This window comes from uncultured Cetobacterium sp., from assembly GCF_947038635.1.
GTDB lineage: Bacteria > Fusobacteriota > Fusobacteriia > Fusobacteriales > Fusobacteriaceae > Cetobacterium_A.
Window position 1 is genome coordinate 1 of sequence record NZ_CAMQXC010000005.1, and the last position, 24,039, is coordinate 24,039.

A 24,039-nucleotide genomic window follows, 5' to 3' on the forward strand; every position below is an offset into this window, starting at 1 on the left:
AGGAAGAACAGTAGCTTCTGGAGTTGTTGCAGAAATTACTAAGTAATCTTACTTATTGAAATATTGAGAGTTAAGTTTTAAACTTAACTCTCTTTTTTTTATTTTTTCATTTAAAAAAATATGATATAATATGAAAAAATAGAAAGGATATTGCATGATAATAGATTTCACAAAAGTTATCGAAATTTTTGAATCTATGAGTTTCATAGGATTAATATTAATTTGGATGTCTTTTTTAATAGGATTAAAATTTCCCGATTGGGATTTTAAATTGAAGATAAAGCATAGAAATATTTTAACTCATAGTCCAATAATGCTTTGGATAATGATATATTTTTACAATGCTCAAAAGGATGTTGAAGTTTTTAGATTTTCAATAATGGGCTTTGCATTAGCATTGGGATTACATATGATTTTTGACTTTTTTCCAAAGGGATGGTCAAGAGGAGCATTGATATATTTTCCATACTGTAGAATATGTTTAGGTGTAAAAGGAAGTAAAGGATTTATTTTTTTAACAGGAATATATTGTATTTTTTTATCTATAAAATATTCTCAAACTTATATTGAAGTTTTAATTTTGACTTTATTAGGAGTGTACACAATTGTAAAAAATATAAAAAAAGAAGAAAAATTTTTTAGACCATTTACCTTTTTTGCAGGAGTTTGTGTATTTTTAAGTGCAGTAAAATATGATGAAATAAGCAATTCTATCACTTTTATTGTACACTTAATATTTGAAAAAGTTAAAATCCTATTTTAGTACATGAAAATTTATAGAAATCCTGGACCTTAACTTGACAAAAGAAGTTAATTTTTAATATAATTTAACTAAATAAAAGGATTGAGAGGAGAAAAAATGAGAGACATTAACTTTTTAGTAGAACAAGCTACTAAAATTAGAAAAGACATTGTTCAAATGATTTGTAAATCAAAATCAGGTCATCCAGGAGGATCACTATCAGCTGCAGATATAGTAACAGCACTATATTTTTCAGAAATGAATATTGACCCTAAGAACCCAAAAATGGAGGGAAGAGACAGATTTGTTTTATCAAAAGGACATGCGGCTCCAGTACTTTACTCTGCTTTAGCTGAAAGAGGATATTTTGATAGAGAACTTTTAGGAACATTAAGAGCTTACGGATCACCTTTACAAGGTCATCCAGATATGAAAAAGCTTCCAGGTATAGAGATTTCAACAGGTTCTTTAGGACAAGGATTATCTGTAGCTAATGGAATGGCACTATCAGCTAGAATCTCAGGAGAAAATTATAGAACTTATGTTTTAATGGGAGATGGAGAGTTACAAGAGGGACAAGTATGGGAAGCAGCAATGTCAGCAGCACACTTTAAACTTGATTCAATATGTGCTTTCGTTGACTCAAACAATCTTCAAATAGATGGAAATGTAGATAAAATTATGGGTGTAGAACCTCTAGATAAAAAATGGGAAGCTTTTGGATGGAATGTAATTATAATTGATGGACATAACTTCCAAGAGATATTTGATGCTTTAGATAAAGCGAGAGAAACAAAAGGGCAACCGACAGTAATTATTGCTAAAACTGTAAAAGGAAAAGGAGTTTCATTTATGGAAAATGTTTGTGGATTCCATGGAGTAGCGCCAACTTGTGAAGAGACAGAAAGAGCGATAGCAGAGCTAGAGAAAGTATCAGAGATATAATAAATTCGGAGGATGAAATAATGAAAAAATCTACAAGACAGGCTTACGGAGAAGCATTAGTAGAGCTTGGAAGACAAAATAATAATATAGTTGTTTTAGATGCAGACTTAACAAAATCAACAAAAACAAATTTATTTCAAGAGGCATTCCCAGAAAGACATATAAATGTTGGAATAGCTGAAGCAGATTTAATTGGAACAGCAGCAGGACTTGCTACATGTGGAAAAATACCATTTGCTTCTACATTTGCGATGTTTGCAGCAGGAAGAGCATTTGAACAAATAAGAAATACGGTAGCTTATCCAAAGTTAAATGTAAAAATAGCTCCAACACATGCAGGAATTTCAGTAGGAGAAGACGGAGGATCTCACCAATCAGTTGAAGATATCTCTTTAATGAGAAGCATTCCAGGAATGGTAGTATTATCACCAGCAGATGCTACAGAAACTAAAAAAATGATATTTGCAGCGGCAGAGTACAATGGACCAGTATATATAAGAATGGGAAGATTAGATGTACCAGTATTATTTGATGATTCATATGACTTCCAAATAGGAGTGGCAAATACTATAAAAGAAGGAACTGATGTTACAATATTAGCAACAGGACTTATGACAGCAAGAGCCTTAGAAGCAGCAGAAAAGTTACAAACTGAAGGAGTTTCAGTAAGAGTAGTAAACGTAGGAACAATAAAGCCTTTAGATGGAGAGACAGTTTTAAAAGCTGCTCAAGAAACGAAATTTATTGTAACAGCTGAAGAGCACTCTGTAATAGGAGGACTTGGATCAGCAGTATCAGAGTTCTTATCAGAAACACATCCAACATTGGTTAAAAAAGTTGGAATCTACGACGTATTTGGACAAAGTGGAAAAGCTGAAGAGTTATTAGAAAAGTATGAATTAACGGCAACGAAATTAATATCAGTAATAAAAGAAAACTTATAGAAAATATATAGTATAGAGGCGAGTTAAACTGGCCTCTATATTTTAATTAGGGAGAAGAGATGGAAAGAAGAAAAGGGGCAAGAACATTTATAGCATTGACATTAAGTTTTATTATATTTAATATATTTATTTCATTATCTTCTAATAGCTACTTTATTGGGAAAATATTAAAGAGTGATTATTTTTTTACTATTGAGTTACAAAATGATAACTCAAAAGAGAAACTACAAGAGTTTGAAAAATTTCTTATAGAAAATGAAAATGTTAAAGGAACAAGATTTTTATCAAAAGAGGAAGCTTTTAGAAACTTACAAAAAGAATTGGAAATAGTTATACCTAAAAGCGAAAACCCACTACCAAATTCAATAATTGTATATTTTAAAGATGAAAAAAACCTTCATGCCATTCAAGAGTTACTAGATGTAAATCCAATGGTAAGAGAGATATATATAGATAGCCAATTTTTGCAAAACACTCAAAGAAAAATTAGTGCTGCAAATATGTCATTATTTATTTGTTTAGCGTTATCGCTAGGAATGTATTATCCAATAACAACTATTTTAAGAGGTGTTATAATTAGAGATTATATGATTTTTGCAATAAAAGCTCCTCAAAATAGGAAAAATTTTTCTGTAGCTAGAAATAAAAATTTAATACCATTTTTTGGAAGTGCTTTAGTTGGAGGTATGATATTTTTTAATATATATGTGATTCTTAGAGAGAAATATCAGCAAATTTTATCGACATTAATACTTCAAAGTTTTAAACAAATTATAGTAATTGAAATTTTATCAACATTAATACTTCTGTTTTTGGCTTGGAAATCAACAGGTAAGCTAAAAAAAGATGAGGTTTAATTATGAAAGGAATAATGATTTTTTTTATTTGTTCAACTTTTATATTTGGGGATAGTGTTGATAATCTAAAAAATAAAATGAAAAAAATAGAGAGTGAAATAAAGCAAAAAAATAGTAGAATTGAGCATATAGATTCTGAAAAAATAAGTATTGCAAAACAGATTGAAAATATAAACTCAGAAATTAAAGATATAGAAAAAGAAGCAGAAAAACTTCAAGAAGAGATAAAGATAGTTAATAGAAATATTGAATATGGTGGATTAAATTTAAATGTGAGTAGCAAGGCACTAGATAGAAAAAAATCAGAGTATAAAGCTAAGATGATAGAGGTAACTAGAAAATCTAGTTTAGAAAGTAATACAAAGGATAGAAGTATTGCAAAAAGAAGTTTCTCAAGACTTTTATATGGGGATTTAGAAAGTATGGAACATATAAAAAATGTTCAAACTTCAATAGAACAAGTAAAAAAGAATATTGAAAATGATAGGCAAAAATTAACAGTACTTAAAAGAAAATTAGATTCTAATAGAAGGTCGATTGAAGTAAAAAAACAGGAAAAAAATAGATTGATAACTAGATTGAATCAAGAAAAAACCACTCATGTAAAAACAATAAGTAAATTAGAGGTTCAAAAGAAAAATATAGAAAAAGAGATAGAAAGAATTATAAAGGCAAGAAGTGTCACAGCTAAAAATGTAAAGCTAGATACTGCAGTACTTAAACTTGGAAAATTCCAGAGACCGATTTCAGGAACTATAGTTGTGAAATTTAGAGAAAAGAAAAATGGTGAAGTTGTTAGTAATGGTATTGAAATAGCTGGAAAAATGGGAACTAGAGTTAAAGCTGCAACAAGCGGAAAAGTAATTTATGCAGATAAGTTTCAAGGGCTTAACAATGTGGTTATGGTAGATTATGGATATAATACAATTGGTGTATATGGAAATTTAATTGCTGTTGGAGTAAAATTAAACCAGCAAGTTCAAAGAGGCCAAGATATTGGAGTTTTAGGTTTAAATACTGATAGTAAAGCAAATCTTTACTATGAGGTAAGATTTAACTTGAAACCAATAAATCCAGAAAATCTATTTTAAGGGAGGAATAATGAAAGGAACTATAATTTACAATGAAGATAAAAAAGAAGCAGTAAAGCTATATCATCAATTAACAGAATTTTTTTTAAAAAGTGATATAGAAATAGTTCCTGAAACTCATGTATTAGAAGCAAAGTTTGCTGTTGTTATAGGAGGAGATGGAACTCTACTTAGAGCTTCTAAAACGCTAATAAGAAATAAAAATATAGATATCTTTGCAATTAATGCAGGATCTTTAGGCTTTTTGACAGAAATAAAAATAGAGGAGTTTGAACCTACTTTTATTAATTATTTAAAAGGAATAGTAAGAAAAGAGAGTAGACAGCTTTTAGAGATAGTTGTAAAGGGAGAAAAAATAGATGTATTAAATGAGATTGTTATTTCTAAAAAAATGGCTAGCTCAAAAATTTTAAATATATCCATGAACACAGAAAATACTAAAATATGTGATTATAAGGCAGATGGAATAATAGTTGCAACACCAACTGGATCTACGGCGTACTCTCTTTCAGCTGGAGGACCAATAGTTATGCCGCAAATAAAGGCAATAGTTGTAACTCCTTTAGCTCCTCACAACTTGGTAACAAGACCTATAATAATAAGTGGTGATGAAAGATTAATATTAACCTTAAAACCTGGGCAAAAAGGTTGTATAATAGTAGATGGTGAAATAGAGAGAGAGATAGAAGATGAAGAGGAGATATTGGTATATTATTCTCAAGAAAAAATAAATCTTATTTTACCAGAAAATAGAGATTACTATGGGATTTTGAGAGATAAGTTAAAGTGGGGAGATAATCTATGTTAAAAGAGTTGAAAATTGAAAATTTAGCTATAATAGAAAAAGTAGATTTAGAGTTTAAAAATGGATTGATTGTTTTAACTGGAGAAACTGGAGCAGGGAAATCAATAATTTTAAGTGGGATAAATCTTTTAATAGGAGAAAAGGCTAGTGCTGATATGGTAAGAGATGGAGAAGAATATCTTTTAGCACAAGGTGTATTTGCAGTTAATGAGGAGCAAGAAGCTGAATTAAAAGAGTTAGGCATAGAAGCTGAAGATAATGAAGTTATCGTAAGAAGACATATAGATAAGAATGGAAAAGGAAAAGCTTTTGTGAATAACATAAGAGTACCAATGTCTAGTTTAAAAGAAATAATGGGAACTTTAGTTGATATTGTAGGGCAACATTCTCATCAAATGCTTTTAAATAAAAGTAATCATCTAAGACTTTTAGATAGATTTTTAGGTGATGACGGAATTACTATAAAAAAACAGTTAGAAGTAATTTATAATGAATATTCAAGTTTAGAGAGAAGAATTCAAGATGTTGAAAAAAATAAGAGGGAAACTCTTGAAAAAAAGGAGTTTTATGAATTTCAACTTCAAGAAATTGATAAGGTAAATTTGAAAGATGGAGAAGATGAAAAACTTGAAGAAGAGTATAAAAAACTTTTTCATGCGGGAAAAATAAAGGAAAAGCTATCATTAACAGAGAATATATTAAAAGATGGAGAAAAAAATGCTTTAAATATAATTTATAATAGTAGAAAAAATTTAGAGACAATCTCAAAGTACGGAAAAGAATTTCAAGAGAATCTGGAAAGATTAGAAAGAGTTTATTATGATTTACAAGATTGTGTGGATTCCATTAGAGATTTAAATGATGATATAGAAGCAGATGATATGAGACTAGAGAAAGTTATATCAAGACTTGATGCAATAAATCGTTTGAAATCAAAATATGGAGATGATATTACAACAATATTACAATATAGAGAAAAAATTGATGAAAAACTTCAATTATTAGATGAGAATAGTTTTCAAGTAAAAAAATTAGAAAAAGATAGAGACGAAGCAAAAACAAAATACTATGCTCTAGCTAAAAAGTTAAGCGATATAAGAAAGTTAAAGGCTAAAATTATAGAGGAAAATCTTCAAGATGAATTAAAAGGACTTAATATGGGAGATGCTAATTTTAAAATTGAATTTGAAGAATCTTCATCGATGACTTTAAGTGGAATAGATCAAGTTGAATTTATGATATCAACAAATGTTGGCCAAGGACTAAAGCCTTTATGGAAAGTAGCTTCAGGTGGAGAGGTTAGTAGAATAATGTTAGCTATAAAAGTTATCTTTTCTAAAGTAGATAATATTCCTATATTAATTTTTGATGAGATTGATACAGGTGTAGGTGGTGAAACTGTCAGAAAGATAGCAAATAAACTCCAAGAGATAGGAGAAACAACACAAGTTATGAGTATAACTCACTCGCCTGCTATAGCTGCAAAGGCAACTCAACAATTTTATATAGAAAAAAAACTTTTAGATAATAAAACTATAACACACGTAAAAGAGTTGGATGAAGATGAAAGAGTCAAAGAGATTGCTAGAATGTTAGCAGGAAAAAATATATCTGAAGCAGTAATAGAACATGCTAAAGAACTATTAGGTGATGCATAATGAAGTTATTAGAAAATTTTATTAAATATAAAGGAGATTCAAAAAGTTTAAAAAAAGAAACTCTTGATTTATATCATGGTGATGTAAAAGATTTTGAAAACTTTATAGAAAAAGATCTTTTAGATATAAAAAAAGAAGATATTTTAAAGTATGTGGAGTTTTTAAAACATAATTATCAACCAAATTCTATAATAAGAAAGGTAAGCACAATTAAAACATTTTATAAATATCTTTTAGAAAAAAGATTTATAAATGATAACCCTTCAGAAGGGATAATAATTGAAAAAGCTCCAGAAAAAGAGTTAGAAACTTTAGAGTTATGGGAGATTAATAATATTTTAGATGTTTGTGGAAAAGATTACAAAGGTATAAGGGATAAATTACTTATAAAGCTTTTAGTAGAAACTAATTTATCCATTAACGATATTCTAAAAATAAAGGTATCAGATTTAGAATTAGTTTCATATAAAATTATATTTAATGATGAGAAAGGAGAGAGGGTAGGAATATCGGATGAACTTTCCAAAGAGCTTGAAAATTATATAAAAGATACTAGAACATACTTAGTTGGTGGTAGTAGTAATCTTGTGTTTTATGGATTTAGTAGACAATCATTTAGAGCTAGATTTATCTCATTGGGAAAAAAGGGTGGTGTTGAGAGAGAGATAACTCCAAATATGTTGAGAAATACTTTGAAAACTATGGTAAAATGTAATGATGAAACTAATGAAGAACAGTTTTTTTTAGATTTAAAAGAGAAGTATTTTAAAATAGGAATAGGAGATGATTAAAAGTGAAAGCTGGATTTATAGCAGTTGTAGGTAGACCAAACGTAGGAAAATCTACATTAATAAATAAACTTGTAAATGAAAAAGTTGCTATTGTTTCTGACAAGGCAGGAACAACAAGAGATACAATAAAAGGTATTTTAAATTTTAATGGAAATCAATATATATTTGTAGATACTCCAGGAATACATAAGCCAAAACATTTGTTAGGAGAACATATGACAAATAGTGCGCTAAGAGTATTGAGAGATGTAGATGTTATAGCTATGGTTATAGACGCTTCTCAAGAGATTAGTACTGGCGATTTATTTGTATGGGAAAAAGTAAAAGAAGCTAAAAAAACATCAAGAATATTAATAGTTAACAAAATAGATAAAATAACTGATGAAGAGTTAGTTAAGAAAAGAGAGGAAATAGCAGAAAAATTAGGTGATTTTGATGCTATTGTAGAGATTGCAGGACAATATGCAATAGGTGTTCCAAAATTACTAGACGCGCTAGATCCATTTTTAGAAGATGGAATAAAATATTATCCAGATGACATGTACACAGATATGCCTACATATAGAATAATAACAGAAGTTGTTAGAGAAAAAATATTAGAAAGAACAAGAGATGAAATTCCTCACTCTGTAGCTATTGAAATCATAAATGTAACTAGAAGAGATAATGGAAAAGATAAATTTGATATAAATATTTATGTAGAAAGAGATTCTCAAAAAGGTATTATAATTGGAAAACAAGGTAAAATGCTAAAAGAGATTGGAATTGAAGCTAGAAAAGAGATAGAAAGTCTATTAGGAATTCAAATATACTTAGAACTTTGGGTAAAAGTAAAAGATGACTGGAGAAAGAAAAAGCCATTCTTAAAAGAATTAGGATATGTAGATGAAAAATAGATAAATTAAAAGTAGCTGTCATGGCTACTTTTTTATTTTGAAGAGATTTATAGATTTGTTTTGATGTGTTAATTATGTTATAATAGAAAATAGATAAAAAATAGTTGGTGATGGAGGAAAAAATACAATGCATTTATTATTAACAGAAGGAATGGGTTGGATAGAAGTTGTAACTGGAAGTATGTTTTCAGGAAAAAGTGAAGAGTTAATTAGAAGAATGAGAAGATCAAAATATGCAAATCAGAAAATTTTAGTTTTTAAACATTCAAGTGATGATAGATATGATGATACGAAAGTAGCTTCTCATAGTCAGGCTTTTATCGAGGCTGTACCAGCTTCAACAGTAGAAGAGATGAGAGAGATAATAGAAAAAGAATATAAAGATGTAAAGGTTATAGGAATAGATGAGGTTCAATTTTTTGGTGAGGATGTAGCTGAATTTTGTGAAGAACTGGCAGATCAAGGAAAAAGAGTTGTTGTAGCTGGACTAGATCAAGATTTTAGGGGAGAACCATTTAAGCCAATGGATAGACTCATGGCAAAAGCAGAATATGTAGATAAATTTAATGCTATTTGTGCTTGCTGTGGTAATCCGGCATCTAGAACTCAAAGACTAGTTGATGGAGAGCCAGCATATGAAGATGATCCTATTGTATTAGTAGGAGCAAGTGAAAGTTATGAAGCAAGATGTAGAAGATGCCATATTGTTAGAAAAAGAGGAGAGTAATGAATTTTAGAGGTATTGAAAAAACTGATAAATGGGGATATATATTTACAGTTTTTTATAATGGAGAAAAATTTCATTCTTTTGATGAAATGGCGGGAAAAATAACTGTAAAAGGCGAATTTAGAAGAGTAATGAATGAATTGGGATTTACTTGGGCAAAAGGAATTCAACAGGGTGGAAGAACAGATGCTAAAGTTTCTGCTGAAAGAAATCTTTTATACGTAAGTAGTAATTTTACTGGTGATTTAAGTGAGATAATATTTAAATTTAACGAAAAAATGAAGGAGTCTATTTTTATAAGAAAAGTGCAAAAAACTTTTCCAAATTTATCTTTTCCAGAGTATGTAGAAAAGAGAGAGTATATTTATAGATATCCTAAAAAAAGAGTAAAAAGACCAATAGAAGATATAGAAAAAACTCTTTTAGAAATAAGTGGTACTTACGATGTAAGTAAATTTACAGATAAAAAAGGATTAGAACTGAAAGAACACGAAAGAACAGTTGAAGTTACTTTTCAAAAAGGAATATTAAAATTTATAGGAAATTCATTTATGCCTAAACAAGTTAGAAATATGGCAGGATATATTTTAACTGGAGAAGTTGAAACTTTTCCAGGGAAATTTTTAACTTTAGAAAATGTATATTTAAAAGATGAGTTAATGAAGAAAATGATATTATTGTGTGATAATCTTAAAATATCTGGAGTTGAAAAAATAGAGAAAACAGTTGATGGTGAAATTACAATATTATATGTAAAAAAGGAAAGAAAAGGAGAAGTAATAGGGAAAAATGCTTCAAATATAAAGTCCTTAAGAAAAGAACTTGGAAATATAGTAATAAGGGAGATTTAAATGCTTTCTAGACTAAAGCAAGTATATAGATATATATTTTTAAAATTTAATAAAAGAAGTGAAGAAGAGGTAAAAAAGGTACTTTCTACAGAAGAATATGAGATTTTTAATAAGATGAGAGAGTATGATAAAGTGCACTCATTCTTAGTTTATAAAAAATGTAGTGAGAATAAAATTTTAAAAAATAATAAAAATTATTTAAAATTAGCATTATTACATGACTGTGGAAAAGGTAATACAGGTCTTTTAAAAAGAATAAAAAAAGTTTTAATTGGAGATAAAAAGTTAGAAAAACATTCTGATAATGCTTTTGAAATATTAAAAGATATCAATATAGATGTAGCAAGATTATGTAGAGATCATCATAAAGTTGATGTGGAAAATGAAATGAAAATTTTCCAAAAAATTGATGATGAATAAAAGGAGAGATATGAGAGTAGATATAGGTAAATATTTAATGTCAGTAGAAAAACCAGCTCAATATTTAGGAAATGAAATAAATAGTTTTCATAAAGATTTAGATTCAATAAAGGCTAGAATGTGTTTATTCTTTCCAGATATTTATGAAGTGGGAATGTCTAATTTAGGAATAAAATTACTTTATGCAATTATGAATAAAGTTGATAATTTCTATCTAGAAAGAGGATTTGCTCCTATGGAAGATATGGAAATTTTAATGAGACAAAATAATATTCCAATGTTTTCTTTAGAAACAAAAACAGAGTTAAAAGATTTTGATGTTATAGGATTCTCGTTATCATATGAAATGTGTTATCCAAATGTTCTAAATGCTTTAAATTTATCAAATATACCATTACACGCTGATGAAAGAGGAGAGGAGCATCCTCTTATAATGGCAGGTGGAACATGTATGATGAACCCAACTCCTATGGAGAAATTTTTAGATTTCTTTGTAATTGGTGATGGAGAAGAAACTATGACAAAGTTAGCTCAAACATTAGTTGCTTTTGCAGGAAAGACAAAAGCTGAAAAACTTGAAGCTATAAAAGATTTTGAAGGAGTTTATATTCCTAAATTACATAAAGGTGTAAAGAGAATAAAAAGAGCGATAGTTCAAGATATAGATAATACACCATCATACTCTGAGCAACTAGTACCATATATTCAAATAGTTCATGATAGAGCTTCGGTGGAGATTCAAAGAGGATGTACTAGAGGTTGTAGATTTTGTCAAGCTGGATATGTTTATAGACCTGTAAGAGAAAGAAGCCTTGAAAAAAATATGGAATTAATAGAGGATATGCTTTTCAATACAGGTTATTCTGAAATATCATTATCATCTTTAAGTAGTAGTGATTATACAGGAATAAGCTCTTTAATAGATGGATTGCAAAAAAAATATGAAAATAAAAATTTAGCAATTTCATTACCATCTCTTAGAATGAATACTCATTCAGTTGATGTGGCTGTAAATATTAGTGGTGGAAAAAGAACTGGATTTACATTCGCTCCAGAAGCTGGAAGCCAGAAAATGAGAGATGTTATTAATAAAGGAGTAACAGAGGAACAAATTATAGAAACAGCAGAAGCAGCAGTAAAAGCTGGTTGGGATAATTTAAAGTTTTACTTTATGATTGGATTACCATTTGAAACTGATGAAGATGTTATGGCAATATATGAACTAGTAAAAAGAGTTACATATAGATGCAGAACAATCAGAAGAAGAGTTAATATAACAGCAAGCGTTTCAAATTTTGTACCAAAACCTCATACACCTTATCAATGGCATGAGCAGATGAGCGTTGAAGAAACAGAAAGAAAGCAAGGGATGCTAAGAGATGCTTTTAGAGGGATGAAAGGAGCAACTTTAAGAATGCATCCACCTAAAAAATCTTATTTAGAAGGTTTCCTTTCAAGAGGAAATGAAAGAACAGCTGATTTAATAGAAACAGCATTCAAAATTGGAGCAAAATTAGATGATTATAAAGATAATTTTTCTATTTGGAAAGAAGCAATGGAAGAGCTAGGTATATCTGAAAAAGATTATTTAGGTGCAAGAGATTTAGATGCCATTCTTCCGTGGGATATTGTAGATACAGGAGTTAGTAAAGAATTTTACATAAGAGAATTAGAAAAAAGTGAAAAACAAGCATTAACAATTGATTGTAGAGAACAATGCTCAGCTTGTGGAATGAAAAAATATATTAAAGAGTGTGGATCATTAACTTTAGATAAAAAGTAATTGGGAGATTTGTATGTTGAAAATAGGAAATGACTGGGATGAAATATTAAAAGATGAAGTTGAAAAAGAATATTTTGTAAAAATGAAAGATTTTTTAAAACATGAATACTCAGAAAAAACAGTATATCCACCAAACAAAGAGATTTTTACAGCTTTTCAGTTAACACCCTATAAAGATGTAAAAATAGTTATATTAGGACAAGATCCATATCACGGTGCAGGACAAGCTCATGGATTAGCATTTTCAGTAAAAAAAGGAATTCCATTACCTCCATCTTTGAGAAATATATATAAAGAGATAGTTAATGAAGGAGAGGGAGAGACCTTTAATAGTGGATGTTTAGAAAGTTGGGCTAAGCAAGGGATATTTCTTCTAAATGCTAGTTTAACTGTAAGAGAAGGTGAGGCGAATTCTCATAGTAAAATAGGTTGGACTACATTTACAGACGAAGTTATAAAAAAAATTAATGAAAAAAAAGAGCAAGTAATATTTGTTCTTTGGGGTAATAATGCAAAAGATAAAAAGAAATATATTACAAATCCAAATCATATAATTCTTGAAGGAGTTCATCCAAGTCCGTTGTCAGCTAGTAGAGGATTTTTTGGGTGTGGTCACTTTAAAACTATAAATAGTATATTAAAAGAAAAAGGTCACAAAGCTATAACATGGAATATTATTTGATAGTCAAAATTAATTGACAAAATATACTTAAATAGTTTAAAATAGATTAAAAACGGGTTGAGGAGGGAATATGAAAAAAATTTTAATGTTATTAACAATAATTGGTGCAGTGGCTTATGGAGCAGAATATAGAAACGGAACTTATAGAGGAGTATTTGTTTCAGGACAAGAAACTCAAGTAGAAATTCAATTTGATTTAAAAGATGATAAGATTGAAAATCCAAAATTTAGAACACTGTTCTATAAAGAGCAAAACTATTTAAAAAATAAAGATTTAACAAAAAATAAAGATCAATATGAGGCTTTATTAAAAGCTATAACAGGAAAAAATGTTAACGAAGGAATAGAAACATTATACGCTCCAGGAGATATTGAAAGTGCGGGAGCCACAGTAAGAGCTACAAAAGTAAGAGCAGCAATAAAAAATGCTTTAAATTCAGGAGTTTATACTCCAGCTAAATAGGAAATAAAAAAACAGAGGATTTTTTTCCTCTGTTTTTTACTTTAAGTATATATTGTTTTTTTTTGAAAAGTGTTATAATAAGTTGAATAATATATAGCGAGGGATGAATATGGAAAGATTATTTAAAGGTGTAGATTATAAAGTATTAAAATCTACAGAAAAAGATATATATAATGGAAACTTGGAATATGATTCGAGAAAGATAAAGCAAGGAGATATATTTATTGCGTTAAAAGGAGCTTTAGTAGATGGACATAAATTTATTGATAAAGCTATTGAAAATGGAGCGGTAGCAGTAATTATATCTGAAAAATTAATAGAACTAAAAGAGGGAATAGGATATTTTTTAGTTGAAAATTTAAGAGGAAAATTAGGAAGAATTGCATCTAATTTTTATAAAAATCCAGAAAAAGAATTAAAAATAATCGGTGTAACAGGAACAAATGGGAAAACAACAACAACCTATTTAATAGAGCAAATTTTAGGAGAAAATAAAGTTGCTAGAATAGGAACTGTAGAGTATAAAATTGGAGATGAGATAATAGAAGCTCCCAATACAACTCCAGAGTCTTTAGATATTATAAAAATGTGTAAAAAATCAGTGGATAAAGGATTAGAGTATTTAGTGATGGAAGTTAGTTCTCATGGACTGACAAGTGGAAGAGTAGATATGTTAAATTTTGATGTAGCTGTTTTTACTAATTTAACACCAGAACATTTAGATTATCATAAAGATATGGAAGATTATTTTAATGCTAAAAAAATACTTTTTGAAAAATTAAAAGATTCAAAAAATGGTGTAATTAATATAGATGACGAATATGGTAGAAGAATATATAAGGAGTTTGGAGGAATGACATACTCTTTAAAAGAAAAAGCTGATTTAGATCTTAGGTTGATAAAAGAGATAAATCCATCACTACTAGGAAAGTTTAATATGTATAATTTATTAGCAGCAATTGGAGTTGGGAAAATATTAAATATAAATCTAGATGTAATAAAAGAAAGAGCTCGAGAAATAAAAGGAGCGCCAGGTAGATTTGAACCAGTTTTAGCAGGGCAAGAATTTAAAATAGTTGTAGATTATGCTCACACAGGAGATGCATTAGAAAATATTTTACAAGGAGTTACTGATTTAAAAACTAGTGGTAAAATAATAACTGTATTTGGCTGTGGTGGAGATAGAGATAGAATAAAAAGACCTGTAATGGCAGAGATAAGTGAGAGATATAGTGATTTAGTAATAGTAACTTCAGATAATCCTAGAACAGAGGATCCTAATAAGATAATAGATGATATAATAAAAGGATTTAAAAATAAAAATTATATAGTGGAACTTGATAGGAAAGAGGCAATAAAAAAAGCAGTTTTAAAAGCTGAAAAAGATGATATAATACTGATAGCAGGTAAAGGGCATGAGACTTATCAAATTTTAGGAACGACAAAGATACACTTTGACGATAGAGAGATTGCCATAGAAGCAATAAAAGAATTAGAAGAGGTGAAATAATTGAAAATAGTTCAAGAAGTAAAAAAAGTTAAAATAGCGAATAAATTTGAAATTGGTGGAGACAATAGATTTACTTTAATAGCTGGTCCATGTGTAATAGAATCAGAAGAGTTAGTTATGGAAGTAGCTGAAAAAGTAAAGGATATTTGTGATAGATTAGGAATTAATTATGTATTTAAAGCATCTTTTGATAAGGCAAATAGATCTTCTATACATTCATATAGAGGACCAGGAATTGAAAAAGGATTAGAGATACTAAAAAAAGTAAAAGAAAGATTTAATATACCGGTAGTAACAGATGTACACGAAGCTTGGCAATGTAAAGAGGTTGCTAAAGTTGTAGACATAATTCAAATTCCAGCATTTTTATGTAGACAAACAGATTTACTTATAGCAGCAGCAGAAACAGGATTACCAGTAAATATTAAAAAAGGACAATTTTTAGCTCCTTGGGACATGAAAAATGTAGTTGTAAAAATGGAAGAGATGAATAATCCAAATATAATGCTTTGTGAGAGAGGATCAACTTTTGGATATAACAATATGGTTGTAGACATGAGAGGCTTTGGAGAGATGAGAAAGTTTGGATACCCAGTTGTATTTGACGTAACTCATGCAGTTCAAAAGCCAGGTGGATTAGGAACTGCAACATCAGGAGATAGAGAGTTTGTATTTCCTTTAATGAGAGCAGGATTAGCAATTGGTATAGATGCAATATTTGCAGAAGTTCATCCAGATCCAACAAATGCTAAATCAGATGGTCCAAATATGTTATTCTTATCAGATTTAGAGGAGATATTAAAAGTAGCTGTAAAAATAGATGATTTAGTAAAAGGAAGATAGTATGGACATAAAAAAAATAGCACAAGATTTATTTGATAAAGAGATTTGTGAACTAGAAAAAGTAAAAGATAAAATATCAGACTCATTAGAAATTGTTGTAAACTTAATACTAAATTCCAAAGGAAAAGTTGTAATAACAGGTATTGGAAAATCTGGAATTATAGGAAAAAAAATAGCAGCAACATTAGCATCTACAGGAACATTAGCTGTTTTTATGAACTCGGCAGAGGGGCTTCATGGGGACTTAGGAATGATAAATAAAAATGATATAGTAATAGCAATATCTAATAGTGGAAATAGTGATGAAGTTATTTCAATTATTCCATCAATAAAAAAAATTGGTGCAACATTGATAGCTATGACTGGTAACTCTAATTCAAGACTTGGAAAAGAAGCGGATGCTGTATTAGATATAGGTGTTGAAAAAGAGGGATGCCCATTGAATTTAGCTCCGATGTCTTCTACAACAAGTACTTTAGTTATGGGAGATGCATTAGCAACAGTATTAATAACTGCAAGAAACTTTAAGCCTGAAAATTTTGCCGTTTATCATCCAGGAGGAAGTTTAGGAAGAAGATTACTTATGAAAGTAAAGGATGTAATGCATAAGGATTTACCGATAGCTCAACTAACAAGTGATATGGATACAGTAATAATGACAATGACTAAAAAAAGACTAGGAGTAGTTTGTATTGTTGAAAATGATGAACTTTTAGGAATTATAACAGAAGGGGATATTAGAAGAGCCCTAAAGATGAAAGATAAATTTTTTACTTTAAAAGCTGAGGATATAATGACTAGAAATTATACTTATGCCACTGAAAATATAATGGCATTGGATGCTTTAGATCTTATGGAAAATAGAGAGAGTCAAATATCTGTATTACCTGTTTTGTCAGATAAGCAGATTGTTGGAGTTGTTAGAATTCATGACTTATTAAATGTAATAGGAAAATAGTTGACAAAAAAAGTAAAGTTTTATATAATAAAAAAGTAATATAAAGAAAAAGTAGGAGGAGTAAAAATGGTAACTAAAGATATGAATATTTTAGAAGCAGTTCAAAAGCATCCAGTAATTTCAATGGTATTTAAAAAGCATGGATTAGGGTGTGTAGGATGTATGGTAGCAGCTGGAGAAACTTTAGGAGAAGGAATTGCTGCTCATGGATTAGATGCAGATGCATTAATCGAAGAGATGAACATCTTAATAAAAGAATCAGAAGCTAAGTAAGAATTAAGTAAAAGGACTCTAATTAATAGAGTCCTTTTTTTAATTTCTTGCTAACCCTTAGAAAATTTGATATAATATATTTCAGAAAAAATTTATATATGAGGGAAAAGGGTATGGAATCTAATTTAAAAAAAATAAATGAGTCACTATTTTTTACTTTAACTTGTGACGAAGTAGGAACATATGTTTCTTTAGTAGACAGTAATGGGGATATAGTAGAAAATACAGTAGAATATGAGATTAGTGATGAAAATGATTTGAAAATTATTGATTTAATTCAAGAGATAAAAGAAGATAGCTTTTTCTCTGGGTGGGATAATGAAAAAAATGAACTATATATAGATGAAAATATAGAGATTTTAGATTATCTAAAAAGTAGTAAAAAAGTAGTTACAGGGGATATGAATCCAATTAAATGGGTTTTGAGTGGAAATAAAATAGTATTGAAAATTAATTTTGTAGAAGATGATTTTGATTTATGTGAAGGAAAGCTTCTTCTAAATGGTGAGAAAGACTTTAAAATAGTTTCAGATAACTATGTTTTAAGTGAAGACACACTTTATTGGATAGATCTTCCAAAAGATACTATACATATTTTAAAAGAGATGGAGTCGAAGTTTTCAAAACCAGAATTAGAAAAATATTTAACATTAGCATCATCTTTTGGTAGTGGAATAGAGATTGAATGTTTAGATTATGAAATTGTAGAAGATGGTAATTTAAAACCAGTTCAAGAATTAATAATAGAAAAAATATCTCAAGATAACAGTTTATATTTAAAAATAGGAGCATCAATTTCAACAATTGATTATGAATTTTTAAAAGCGCATAATCTAGATAAAGCTTTAGTTATAAAAGATGATTTAAAAAGAGTTGAAATAACAAGGGTTGAAGCAGCTTATTTAGATGAAACAGTGGAAGAGATTGTTAAAAATATTGTAAAACATCAAAAGAATTTAAAAATAAAATCGAGTTTTTATGTAGATGGAAACTTTATTATTTTACAAGAAAAATTAGCTAGAGAATTTGTTACACAAGAGCTTCTACAATTAGCGGGTAAGTATAAAGTTGTAGGAACAGATAATCTGAAAAAATATAGTGTAAAAGCTGTAAAACCAAAAGTAGTAGGAAACTTTAAACATGGAATAGACTTTTTAGAAGGTGATGTTCATTTAGAGATTGAAGGAGAAAAGTTCTCAATAGTTGATGTTTTAAATAGCTTTAAAAAAGATTCGTATATTGTTTTAAGTGATGGAACAAATGCACTTATTAATAGAAAATATATGGAAAAATTAGAGAGAGTATTTAAAGATAATGGAAAATCAAATGTAAAAATTTCTTTCTTTGATTTACCGATTATAGATGATTTAATTGAAGATAAAGTATTAGCAAATGAGATTAAAAAGACTAAGAGTTTTTATAGAGGTATTAATCAAATAGAAAATTATAATGCACCAACACCAATAATAAATGCTACACTTAGAGAATACCAAGAGTATGGTTATAAATGGTTAAGATATTTAATGGATAATAGTTTAGGTGGATGTTTAGCAGACGATATGGGTCTTGGAAAAACATTACAAGCAATAACATTAATAACAAGTTTACATTTAACACCTAAAAGAAAAACATTAATAATTATGCCGAAAAGTTTGATATATAACTGGGAAAGCGAAATAAGAAAATTTAGTCCAGATTTAAAATGTGGTATATATTACGGAAACTTTAGAGATAAAACAATTTTTAATAATGTAGAAGTAATTATAACAACTTATGGTACTGTAAGAAATGATATTGAATATTTAAAAGAGATGAAATTTGATTTAATAGTTTTAGATGAATCTCAAAATATAAAAAATGTAAATGCTCAAACAACAAAAGCAGTTATGTTATTAGATTCAAAATACAGACTAGCTTTAAGTGGTACTCCTATTGAAAATAATTTGGGAGAGTTATACTCTTTATTTAGATTTTTAAATCCATCGATGTTTGGAACTTTAGATGAATTTAATTATCACTATGCTAATCCAATTCAAAAAGAGAATGATAAGGAAGCAATAGAGGAATTAAAAAAGAAAATATATCCATTTATATTAAGAAGAGTCAAAAAAGAAGTTTTAAAAGATCTTCCTGATAAAATTGAAAAAACACTATTTATAGGAATGAATCCAGAGCAAAAAAGATTATACGAAGAAAGAAGAGCATATTATTATGGCATGATAAATAGCCAAATAAAAACTCAAGGATTAGGGAAAACACAGTTTTACATACTTCAAGCTTTAAATGAACTTAGACAATTAACAAGTTGTCCAGAGATGAAAAATCCTAACGTACTTTCTAGTAAAAGAGAGGTACTTATAAATAACGTTCAAGATGCAGTAGAAAATGGGCATAAGGTTCTTATATTTACAAATTATATAAAAAGTATTGAAAGTATAACATCTGATTTAAGAAAAAGAGGAATAAAATACTTAGAGATGACAGGAGCAACTAAAGATAGACAAGGTCTAGTAAATTTATTTCAAAAAGATAAAAAATATAAAGTTTTTGTAATGACATTAAAAACTGGTGGAGTAGGACTTAATTTAACAGCAGCGGATACTATATTTATTTATGATCCTTGGTGGAACAAAACTGTAGAGAATCAAGCTGTAGATAGAGCTTATAGACTAGGGCAAGATAGAACAGTATTCTCTTACAAACTAATATTAAAAGATACAATCGAAGAAAAAATATTAAAATTACAAGAAAGTAAAAGTCAGCTATTAGATAATTTAATTTCTGATGAGGGAGCGACTTTAAAAACTTTAACTGAGAAAGATATAGAGTTTATTCTTGGAGAATAGGAGATGGTATGGGAATAAGTAGAGATAGATTTAGAAAGGCTTTAAATGAAAGTTATTCAAAAGAGATTCTTTTTAAAATCTTTAAAAGATATTTCTTAGATTGGATAGCTGAAGGGTACATTGGAAGTAATTTAGGATTATTTGAAATTTCTTTAATATCAGAATCTACAAATAAGCAAACTTTTTTAGAACTGATGGAGCAAATGTACTCAAAAGAAGAGGTGTTTAAAGGTATTTTTTCTTCATTACCAAAAGAGGTTCAAGAGATATTTGAAAGTATAGCTTGGAAAGGTAAATTCAAAATAAAAGATAGAGATATTTATTTAAAAGATGAAGAAGGATACAATATAAAATCAGAATTAAAAGATGAATTCTTATTTTTTACTAAAAATGGAGATACCAAAAGAGGAGAATACTTAACACTAAACAATGATATAGTAAGAGTTATGAGACAATTTATGAATAAGCCAAAAGAGTACTATATTTATAAAGTTGGAAATTGTGATTGTGAGTTTAGAGAAAACAATGAAGAAAAAATACAAGAAAATTTAAGAAAATATTATTCTTTTTTTAAAGATGGAAAAATGCAACTTTCAAGTAGTGGAAAACTATTAAAGGAATCAAAGAATAATATGAAGAAGTACTGTAATATTCATGAGTACTATGAAGGGATAAAAGATTTAGAGTTTTTAAAAACAGAAACAATGGGACTATTTTTATTTCTTTTTAAAGATGAATATTTAAATGATGAATTTATAAGATCAAGTAACTTAAAAGCTATAGTAAAAGGGTTTTTAGATGGAAGTATTATAAAAAGTGAAGATAATACGTATATAAGTCTTTATTTAAATTATTTAAAGGGTATAAAAAATGTAGGCAAATCAAATGATGAAATAAAAAGAGGATTAGCAACAATAAGTAAAGTTTTATCAGAATTTCCAGATGATGGATTTGTATCTATTGATAATATAATAAAGAGTATACTTTATAGAGATGAGTTTATAGAAATAATTGATTTAGAATCAGCATTTGCAACATTATATATTAATGAAGCAAATTATGAGAGAACAAAAATAGTAGGATATGATAAATACTTAGCTTATGTGGTTGAGCCATTTGTAAAATCAGTATTTTTTATTTTAGCATCATTAGGAGTTTTAGAGATTTGTTATGAAAAACCTTCGTCAGCGAATTCACTATACTTAAAAAATGGGTATTTAAGCAAATATGATGGAATAAAGTATGTTAAATTTACAGAACTAGGTAGATATATATTTGATAGAGTATTAACATATGATTTTAAAGTTTTAGAGGATGAAGGAAAAATCGTTTTAGATGAAGATAGATTAATTGTTACTGTTATAGGAGAAAGTCCACTTAGAATGATGACTTTAGAAAAATTAGGTAATAAAATAGCACCAAATAAATTTAAAATATCTGAAGAAACTTTAACGAAAGGCTTGGAAAATTTAAATGAAGTACATGGTAAGATACAAGAGTTTAAAGAAAAAATAACCAATGATTTACCGATGAATTGGAATAGGTTCTTTGGAGACGTTATTGAAAAAACAGAGCTAATTACACATGTTCCTGATTATAAAGTTTTAAAATTAAAAAATGATAAAGAATTATTATCAGCAATAACAAAAGACAAAAGATTTAAGCCATTAATCTTAAAGGGTGAAGATCTTCACATAATGGTAAAAAAGGAAAATTTAGACGAAGTATCAGGTTTATTTAAAGAATACGGATACTTTGTGAACTTATAAAAATAGGATAAAGCTAAAAATAGCTTTATCCTATTTTATTTAAAAACAGATGTAAAGAGTTGTAAAAATGTGGTAAAATTAAAGTACGAATAATTTTAGGAGGTATATTTTATGAAGAATGCCTATTTTTATGAAGTACAAAAAATATATGAAAATATAAAAAGTAGAATAGAAGAAAGATTAGAAGAGTATAGAAAAATATGGAGAGATGGAGATAACAAAGATATCTTTTGTGAATTAGCTTTTTGTATTTTAACTCCTCAATCTAAAGCTAGAAATGCATGGAAAGCAATAAGTGAATTAAGAGATAATAATCTTTTATTTACAGGAAGTGAAGAGGAGATACTTCCATTTTTAAATATCGTTCGTTTTAATAGAACTAAAGCTAAGAATTTGTATATACTTAGAAAGCAAATGACAGATGAGAATGGGAAATTTATAACAAAAGATTTCTTTTCAACATTTAATTCAGCATTTGAGATGAGAGAGTGGATTGTAAAAAATATAAGAGGAATGTCATATAAAGAAGCTAGTCATTTTTTAAGAAATGTTGGTTTTGGTCAAGAGTTAGCAATTTTAGATAGACATATTTTAAAAAATTTAGCAGCTTTAGATGTGATAAAAGAGGTTCCTAAAACAGTGACTCCTAAATTATATAAAGAGATAGAGGAGAAATTAAAAAAATATTGTAAAGAGATAGATATTCCTATGGAGAATATAGATTTATTGTTATGGTATTTAGAAGCTAAAGATATATTTAAATAATGTTTAGTTAAAGAATTATTGATAAAAGTTGTACTACTATGGTATAATTTTTAACATGTTTAGGCAGTAATTTGTTAAAAATTTGGAGGAAAAAAATTGAAAAATGCAGTAATAATAACATACGGTTGTCAAATGAATGTCAACGAAAGTGCAAAAATAAAGAGTATCTTACAAAATATGGGATATAATGTAATCGAAGATGTATCAGAAGCAGATGCAGTATTTTTAAATACTTGTACAGTAAGAGAAGGAGCAGCTACTCAAATCTATGGAAAGCTTGGAGAGTTAATGGCTGTTAAAGAGGAGAGAGGAACAATCATAGGAATAACAGGTTGTTTTGCTCAAGAGCAAGGAGAGGAGTTAGCTAAAAAATTCCCAGTGATAGATATCGTAATGGGAAATCAAAATATTGGAAAAATTCCAACGGCAATTGAGAAAATAGAATCAGGAGATTTTAAACATGTTATTTATACAGGTGATGAGGACGACTTACCACCAAGATTAGATGCAGAGTTTGATTCTAAAAAAACAGCTTCAATTCCAATAACATATGGATGTAATAATTTCTGTACTTATTGTATAGTTCCTTATGTGAGAGGAAGAGAAAGATCTGTTCCAATGCCTCAAATATTAGATGAAGTTAAGGTTTTTGTAGAAAAAGGATATAAAGAGATTATGTTACTAGGTCAAAATGTAAATTCATATGGAAATGACTTAGAAACTGGTGAGAACTTTGCAGTATTATTAGAGGAAATCTGTAAGATAGAAGGAGAGTTTTTAGTTAGATTCGTTTCGCCACATCCAAAAGATTTTGGGGATGATGTAATTGATGTTATAGCTAGAAATGAAAAAGTTGCAAGATGTTTACATTTACCGTTACAGTCAGGATCATCAAGAATACTTAAGCTAATGAATAGAAAATACACTAAAGAGCAATATATAGAGTTAGCTGAAAAAATAAAGTCAAGAATTCCAGGTGTAGCATTAACAGCAGATATAATAGTAGGATTTCCACACGAAACAGAGGAAGACTTCTTAGATACTTTAGATGTTGTAGACAAAATTGGATTTGAAACTTCATTTATGTTTATGTATTCACCTAGAAAAGGTACAGCTGCAGCAAAAATGGATGGGCAATTAGATCAAGAAGTGAAGAAAGAGAGACTTCAAAGACTAATAGATTTACAAAATAGAAAATCAAAAGAAGCTAGCGATAGCTACAAGGGAAAAGTAGAAAGAGTTTTAGTTGAAGGGCCAAGCAGAAAAAATGAAGAAGTTCTGACAGGAAGAACATCAACTAATAAAGTTGTTTTGTTTGCAGGAGATAAAGAGTTAGAAGGAACATTTGTTAATGTAAAAATAAATGAGTGTAAAACATGGTCGCTATACGGAGAGATAGTAGACTAGTAACCTTGGAGGT

Annotated in this window: 23 protein-coding genes; all 23 read left to right on the forward strand. The window is 28.4% G+C overall.

The window, feature by feature from the left end:
* Positions 1 to 154 precede the first annotated feature (154 nt).
* The 23 genes from Q0V08_RS01110 (at position 155) to miaB (ending at position 24,026) form a co-directional block, all read left to right on the forward strand.
* Entirely contained in the window at positions 155 to 763 is a 609-nt protein-coding gene (locus Q0V08_RS01110; protein ID WP_297431338.1) for a hypothetical protein, read from the forward strand.
* Positions 764 to 859: 96 nt separating this feature from the next.
* Positions 860 to 1,687 (forward strand): transketolase, encoded by an 828-nt coding sequence (locus Q0V08_RS01115; RefSeq protein WP_185891011.1) that lies wholly within the window; start codon positions 860 to 862, stop codon positions 1,685 to 1,687.
* 17 nt (positions 1,688 to 1,704) lie between these two features.
* On the forward strand, positions 1,705 to 2,631 hold the full coding sequence (locus tag Q0V08_RS01120; protein WP_297431409.1) for a transketolase family protein: 927 nt from the start codon (positions 1,705 to 1,707) through the stop codon (positions 2,629 to 2,631).
* A gap of 59 nt (positions 2,632 to 2,690) precedes the next feature.
* The gene (locus Q0V08_RS01125) at positions 2,691 to 3,488 is read left to right on the forward strand and encodes a permease-like cell division protein FtsX (protein ID WP_297431341.1); all 798 of its coding nucleotides are present in this window, start codon (positions 2,691 to 2,693) and stop codon (positions 3,486 to 3,488) included.
* Between the two features lie 2 nt (positions 3,489 to 3,490).
* Complete coding sequence (locus Q0V08_RS01130) at positions 3,491 to 4,579, forward strand: peptidoglycan DD-metalloendopeptidase family protein (RefSeq protein ID WP_297431344.1); 1,089 nt, start codon at positions 3,491 to 3,493, stop codon at positions 4,577 to 4,579.
* Between the two features lie 10 nt (positions 4,580 to 4,589).
* Positions 4,590 to 5,387: an NAD(+)/NADH kinase gene (locus tag Q0V08_RS01135; RefSeq protein WP_297431346.1), complete on the forward strand. Its 798-nt coding sequence runs from the start codon at positions 4,590 to 4,592 to the stop codon at positions 5,385 to 5,387.
* Positions 5,381 to 7,042: a DNA repair protein RecN gene (gene recN, locus Q0V08_RS01140; RefSeq protein WP_297431348.1), complete on the forward strand. Its 1,662-nt coding sequence runs from the start codon at positions 5,381 to 5,383 to the stop codon at positions 7,040 to 7,042. The genes Q0V08_RS01135 and recN overlap by 7 nt, the downstream gene beginning before the upstream one ends.
* Entirely contained in the window at positions 7,042 to 7,833 is a 792-nt protein-coding gene (locus tag Q0V08_RS01145) for a tyrosine-type recombinase/integrase (RefSeq protein WP_297431350.1), read from the forward strand. The genes recN and Q0V08_RS01145 overlap by 1 nt, the downstream gene beginning before the upstream one ends.
* Before the next feature lie 2 nt (positions 7,834 to 7,835).
* Entirely contained in the window at positions 7,836 to 8,729 is an 894-nt protein-coding gene (gene era, locus Q0V08_RS01150; RefSeq protein WP_297431352.1) for a GTPase Era, read from the forward strand.
* 127 nt (positions 8,730 to 8,856) lie between these two features.
* The gene (locus Q0V08_RS01155) at positions 8,857 to 9,456 is read left to right on the forward strand and encodes a thymidine kinase (protein WP_023051219.1); all 600 of its coding nucleotides are present in this window, start codon (positions 8,857 to 8,859) and stop codon (positions 9,454 to 9,456) included.
* Positions 9,456 to 10,307, forward strand: coding sequence for a KH domain-containing protein (locus Q0V08_RS01160; RefSeq protein WP_297431354.1), 852 nt, complete (start codon positions 9,456 to 9,458; stop codon positions 10,305 to 10,307). Before Q0V08_RS01155 ends, Q0V08_RS01160 begins: the two co-directional genes overlap by 1 nt.
* Entirely contained in the window at positions 10,308 to 10,727 is a 420-nt protein-coding gene (locus Q0V08_RS01165) for an HD domain-containing protein (protein WP_297431356.1), read from the forward strand.
* A gap of 10 nt (positions 10,728 to 10,737) precedes the next feature.
* Positions 10,738 to 12,510 carry a TIGR03960 family B12-binding radical SAM protein gene (locus tag Q0V08_RS01170; protein WP_297431358.1) on the forward strand — a complete coding sequence of 591 codons (1,773 nt, stop codon included), beginning with the start codon at positions 10,738 to 10,740 and terminating at the stop codon, positions 12,508 to 12,510.
* Positions 12,511 to 12,523: 13 nt separating this feature from the next.
* On the forward strand, positions 12,524 to 13,192 hold the full coding sequence (locus Q0V08_RS01175; protein ID WP_297431359.1) for a uracil-DNA glycosylase: 669 nt from the start codon (positions 12,524 to 12,526) through the stop codon (positions 13,190 to 13,192).
* 70 nt (positions 13,193 to 13,262) lie between these two features.
* Positions 13,263 to 13,655, forward strand: coding sequence for a hypothetical protein (locus tag Q0V08_RS01180; RefSeq protein WP_297431361.1), 393 nt, complete (start codon positions 13,263 to 13,265; stop codon positions 13,653 to 13,655).
* Positions 13,656 to 13,764: 109 nt separating this feature from the next.
* A complete protein-coding gene (locus Q0V08_RS01185; protein WP_297431363.1) occupies positions 13,765 to 15,165 on the forward strand; it encodes a UDP-N-acetylmuramoyl-L-alanyl-D-glutamate--2,6-diaminopimelate ligase in 1,401 nt (466 codons plus the stop codon).
* The gene (gene kdsA / locus Q0V08_RS01190) at positions 15,166 to 16,008 is read left to right on the forward strand and encodes a 3-deoxy-8-phosphooctulonate synthase (protein ID WP_023051212.1); all 843 of its coding nucleotides are present in this window, start codon (positions 15,166 to 15,168) and stop codon (positions 16,006 to 16,008) included.
* Between the two features lies 1 nt (position 16,009).
* Positions 16,010 to 16,966, forward strand: a complete 957-nt coding sequence (locus Q0V08_RS01195; RefSeq protein WP_297431365.1) for a KpsF/GutQ family sugar-phosphate isomerase — start codon at positions 16,010 to 16,012, stop codon at positions 16,964 to 16,966.
* Positions 16,967 to 17,032: 66 nt separating this feature from the next.
* Positions 17,033 to 17,239, forward strand: a complete 207-nt coding sequence (locus Q0V08_RS01200) for a DUF1858 domain-containing protein (RefSeq protein WP_023051210.1) — start codon at positions 17,033 to 17,035, stop codon at positions 17,237 to 17,239.
* A 113-nt stretch (positions 17,240 to 17,352) separates the two neighbouring features.
* On the forward strand, positions 17,353 to 20,085 hold the full coding sequence (locus tag Q0V08_RS01205) for an SNF2-related protein (RefSeq protein ID WP_297431367.1): 2,733 nt from the start codon (positions 17,353 to 17,355) through the stop codon (positions 20,083 to 20,085).
* A gap of 8 nt (positions 20,086 to 20,093) precedes the next feature.
* Complete coding sequence (locus Q0V08_RS01210) at positions 20,094 to 21,854, forward strand: hypothetical protein (protein ID WP_297431369.1); 1,761 nt, start codon at positions 20,094 to 20,096, stop codon at positions 21,852 to 21,854.
* Between the two features lie 111 nt (positions 21,855 to 21,965).
* Positions 21,966 to 22,619 (forward strand): N-glycosylase/DNA lyase, encoded by a 654-nt coding sequence (locus Q0V08_RS01215; protein WP_297431370.1) that lies wholly within the window; start codon positions 21,966 to 21,968, stop codon positions 22,617 to 22,619.
* 96 nt (positions 22,620 to 22,715) lie between these two features.
* Entirely contained in the window at positions 22,716 to 24,026 is a 1,311-nt protein-coding gene (miaB, locus tag Q0V08_RS01220; RefSeq protein ID WP_297431372.1) for a tRNA (N6-isopentenyl adenosine(37)-C2)-methylthiotransferase MiaB, read from the forward strand.
* Positions 24,027 to 24,039: the final 13 nt, after the last annotated feature.